This window comes from Synechococcus sp. GFB01, assembly GCF_001039265.1.
GTDB lineage: Bacteria > Cyanobacteriota > Cyanobacteriia > PCC-6307 > Cyanobiaceae > NIES-981.
The window spans coordinates 1-4,041 of sequence record NZ_LFEK01000101.1; the positions used below are offsets into that span (position 1 = coordinate 1).

General features: G+C 69.7%; 4 protein-coding genes and 1 pseudogene. All 5 read left to right on the forward strand.

All coding sequences use genetic code 11. The features are described 5' to 3' along the window. The first annotated feature begins 140 nt into the window (after positions 1–140). Positions 141–686 (forward strand): thiamine pyrophosphate-binding protein, encoded by a 546-nt coding sequence (locus tag SYNGFB01_RS09885; protein WP_053068434.1) that lies wholly within the window; start codon positions 141–143, stop codon positions 684–686. Then, the gene (gene menB / locus SYNGFB01_RS09890) at positions 683–1,528 is read left to right on the forward strand and encodes a 1,4-dihydroxy-2-naphthoyl-CoA synthase (protein WP_048017892.1); all 846 of its coding nucleotides are present in this window, start codon (positions 683–685) and stop codon (positions 1,526–1,528) included. The genes SYNGFB01_RS09885 and menB overlap by 4 nt, the downstream gene beginning before the upstream one ends. Positions 1,529–1,673: 145 nt before the next feature. Further along, complete coding sequence (locus SYNGFB01_RS09895; RefSeq protein ID WP_152669610.1) at positions 1,674–2,171, forward strand: L,D-transpeptidase; 498 nt, start codon at positions 1,674–1,676, stop codon at positions 2,169–2,171. Between the two features lie 39 nt (positions 2,172–2,210). Then, positions 2,211–3,695: a glycogen synthase GlgA gene (gene glgA / locus SYNGFB01_RS09900; RefSeq protein ID WP_048017894.1), complete on the forward strand. Its 1,485-nt coding sequence runs from the start codon at positions 2,211–2,213 to the stop codon at positions 3,693–3,695. A gap of 9 nt (positions 3,696–3,704) precedes the next feature. Then, a pseudogene (locus SYNGFB01_RS09905) lies at positions 3,705–4,041 on the forward strand (hypothetical protein); the annotation flags it as partial.

Sequence of the window (4,041 nt, forward strand, 5' to 3'; positions counted from 1 at the left end):
GACCAGGGCCTTCTTGCCGCGCAGATCGAGGAGCATGGGAGGGTGGTGAGGGGCGGGAGACCGGCGGAGGAAACCGATGCGGACGCCTGATTCTCCCCCACACGCCACAGCGACCCCTCAGCCGGCTGCTGCCGGAGGGCGTGCCGCTGCTGCTCGCCAACAGCTCGCCGGTGCGCGACTGGGAGAGTTTCGCGGTGGCCGACGGTCCGCCGCGGCCCGTCTACGGCTTCCGCGGCGCCTCCGGCATCGACGGCACCCTCTCCCAGGCCTTCGGGATCGCCGCGGCCACCGGAGCGGCGGTGCTGCTCAGCGGCGATCTGGCCCTGCTGCATGACAGCAACGGCTGGCTGTGGGCTCACCAGAGGCACGGCCGCCTCACCGTGGTGCTGCTCGACAACGGCGGTGGCGGCATCTTCGAGCAGCTGCCGATCCGCTGCGATCCCGATGCGGAGCTCGATTTCGAACGGCTGTTCGCCATGGGGCAGCCGCTCGACCAGAGCCGGCTGGCGGCGGCCCACGGTGTTCCCTCCCGCCAGCTCGCCAGCGCCGCCGACCTGCCGGATGCTCTCGCCTGGTCGCTGGAGCAGCCCCTGGCGCTGCTGCGGCTGCACACCGACCGCCGCGCCGATGCGGACCTGCGCCAGGGGCTGCGCAGAATGGCGGCCAGCACCCCAGCGCCCGGATGACCGAGGCCTCACCGCAGTGGCAGCTCGCCGGCCACTACGACGACATCCGCTATGAGCTCAGCGGCGACGGGCTGGCGCGGATCACCATCAACCGGCCGCACAAGCGCAACGCCTTCACGCCCCACACGGTGATGGAGCTCTGCGACGCCTTCGCCCGGGTGCGTGAGAACCCGGCCGTGGGGGTGGTGCTGTTCACCGGGGCGGGGCCTGCGGCCGACGGGGGCTGGGCCTTCTGCGCCGGTGGGGATCAAAGTGTGCGCGGCAACGGCGGCTACATGGATGCGGCCGGCCTGCCGCGCCTCAACGTGCTCGACCTGCAGCGTCTGATCCGCAGCCTGCCGAAGGTGGTGATCGCCCTGGTGGCCGGCTACGCGATCGGCGGCGGCCAGGTGCTCCATCTGCTCTGCGATCTCAGCATCGCCGCCGACAACGCCGTGTTCGGCCAGACCGGTCCGCGGGTGGGCAGCTTCGACGGCGGCTTCGGCGCCGGCTACCTGGCGCGGGTCGTGGGTCAGCGCAAGGCCCGCGAGATCTGGTTCCTCTGCCGCCGCTACGGGGCCGCCGAGGCCCTGGCGATGGGCCTGGTGAATGCGGTGGTGCCGCTCGAGCAGCTGCAGGCCGAGGGCGTTCGCTGGGGCCGGGAGGTGCTGCAGCACAGCCCCACGGCGATCCGCTGCCTCAAGGCTGCATTCAATGCCGAGACCGACGGCCTGGCCGGCATTCAGGAGCTGGCTGGACAGGCCACGCATCTTTTCTACCGCACCGCCGAGGGCCAGGAGGGGCGCGATGCCTTCCTGGAGAAGCGCTCCCCTGATTTCTCGGGCGAACCCTGGCTACCTTGAGAATGATGCCTCACTACGCTATTTAATATTCAACAGCCGCTAGGTTTGCAGGCCGAGAGTGTTGCCAAGACGTTTCGCAGCCCTTCTTCCGCTGATGCTGGGGTTGCCGCTTCGGCCACCCTCAGACCTACCGTTGGCTCCGGCCATGGGCTTCACGGCCCCGGTCCCCGAGGCAGCCCGTCCCGCAACCATCCACTCCACCGCTACCCAGCGGCGGATCATCCTCGACCGGCGCAACCGCCGCCTGCTGGTGCTCGACGGTGAGCGGGAACTCCGCCGTTTCCCGGTTGCGGTGGGTCGTCCCGGCTGGGAGACCCCGGTGGGCCAGTTCGAGGTGATCCAGCTGGCCGCCAACCCGGTCTGGGAGCATCCCGCCACGGGCGTGCGTGTTCCGCCCGGTCCATCCAACCCACTCGGATCCCGCTGGATCGGCTTCTACCGCGACTGCAGGGGGCGTTCCGGCTTCAACGGCCGCGATCACCTGGTGGTGCAGGGCTGTGTCACGGCAGGGTTCCATGGCACACCCCAGCGAGATTCGATCGGCCGGGCGGTGAGTCATGGCTGCGTGCGCCTGTTCGACGAGGACGTGCGCGAGCTCTTCGAGCTGGTGCAGCTCGGCACACCGGTCACCGTGCTGCCCTGAAGGCGGCCCGTAGAGTGCCCCGCAATCGCGGCACGGCCGATGCGCATCCTGTTCGCAGCCGCTGAATGCGCCCCCCTGGTGAAGGTTGGGGGCATGGGCGATGTGGTGGGTTCGCTGCCCCCTGCCCTGGCGGCCCTCGGCCACGACGTTCGCATCATCATGCCGGGCTATGGCCGGCTCTGGAGCCGTCTCACGATTCCCAGCGAGCCGGTGTGGCGCGGCCACACGATGGGCAACGAGTTCGCCGTCTTCGAAGCCCGCCATCCCGGCTCCGACCTGCCGCTCTATCTGGTGGGTCATCCGGTGTTCGACGGCGAGCGCATCTACGGCGGCGAGGATGAGGACTGGCGCTTCACGTTCTTCGCCAGTGCCACGGCCGAATTCGCCTGGAATCACTGGAAGCCCCAGGTGCTCCATTGCCACGACTGGCATACCGGCATGATCCCGGTGTGGATGCACCAGGACCCCGAGATCAGCACCGTCTTCACCATCCACAACCTGAAGTACCAGGGGCCCTGGCGCTGGAAGCTCGACCGCATGACCTGGTGCCCCTGGTACATGCAGGGGGACCACACGATGGCGGCGGCCCTGCTCTATGCCGATCGGGTCAATGCGGTGTCGCCCACCTATGCCCAGGAGATCCGCACCTCCGAATACGGGGAAAAGCTCGAGGGCCTGCTCAATTACATCAGCGGCAAGCTGCGCGGCATCCTCAACGGCATCGATACCGAGGCCTGGAATCCGGCCACGGATCCGTCCCTGGCCGCCACGTTCGATGCCGAGAGCCTGGAGCGCCGGGCGATCAACAAGCAGGTTCTGCAGGAGCGCTTCGGCCTCGCGGTCAGCCCCCGCTCCTACCTGATGGGCCTGGTGAGCCGGCTGGTGGATCAGAAGGGTGTCGATCTGCTGCTCCAGGTGGCCGACCGGGTGCTGGCCTACACCGACAGCCAGATCGTGGTGCTCGGCACCGGCGATCGCCATCTCGAATCGGGGCTCTGGCAGATGGCGGCGCGGCACCCCGGCCGCTTCGCGGTGTTCCTCACCTACGACGATGCCCTCTCCCGTCTGATCTACGCCGGCAGCGATGCCTTCCTGATGCCGAGCCGCTTCGAGCCCTGCGGCATCAGCCAGATGCTGGCCATGCGCTACGGCTCGATCCCCGTGGTGCGCCGTGTCGGCGGTCTGGTCGACACGGTGCCACCCAACGATCCCGCCGCTGATCAGGGCAGGGGCAGCGGCACCGGCTACGGCTTCGATCGCTTCGAGCCGATCGACTTCTACACGTCGATCGTGCGCTCCTGGGAGGCCTACCGCCATCCAGCCGCCTGGGCCCAGCTGCAGCGCCGGGCCATGGGCTGCGATTTCAGCTGGGCCCGCTCCGCGCTGGAGTACGACGCCATGTACCGGGAAGTCTGCGGCGTGAAGGAACCGACCCCCGTGGCGGAGGAGGTGGAGCGCTTCTCCCAGGGCCAGGATGCCGATCCCAGTCGCCGCGGCCTGGCGGCGCTGCTGCGGCGCCGCTGAGCCCTGCCGGTGACCACCGGTTCCGACACTGGCCCCGCCTCCGGCGGCCGCGGAGCCGGCAGTGATCTGCCGGCTCCCTACGAAGACCCCTGGGCTCTGCTCCGCCGCGACCTGATCGCCGTGCTGGCCAGCCTGCGGCTGCGGCTGTGGGAACTCTGGCGGCGCAACCGCGAGGGCGACCTCTCGGTGCCGGGCTTCTGGCCGCTCGGGTTGGCGGGCTGGTTCTGGCCCTGCTGCTGCTCGCCGGCCTGGCGCTGGCGGTGCTGCTCCCCCTGGCCGGCCTGCGCTGGCTGGCGACTGATGCCGGTCCGGCGATGGCCCCTCCAGCCCCTCAGGTGGCTGAGCG

Excerpts from the sequence above, each read along its gene's own strand:
- glgA (WP_048017894.1), top strand. The coding sequence starts at position 2,211 with ATGCGCATCCTGTTCGCAGCCGCTGAATGCGCCCCCCTGGTGAAGGTT.
- SYNGFB01_RS09895 (WP_152669610.1), top strand. The coding sequence starts at position 1,674 with ATGGGCTTCACGGCCCCGGTCCCCGAGGCAGCCCGTCCCGCAACCATC.
- menB (WP_048017892.1), top strand. The coding sequence starts at position 683 with ATGACCGAGGCCTCACCGCAGTGGCAGCTCGCCGGCCACTACGACGAC.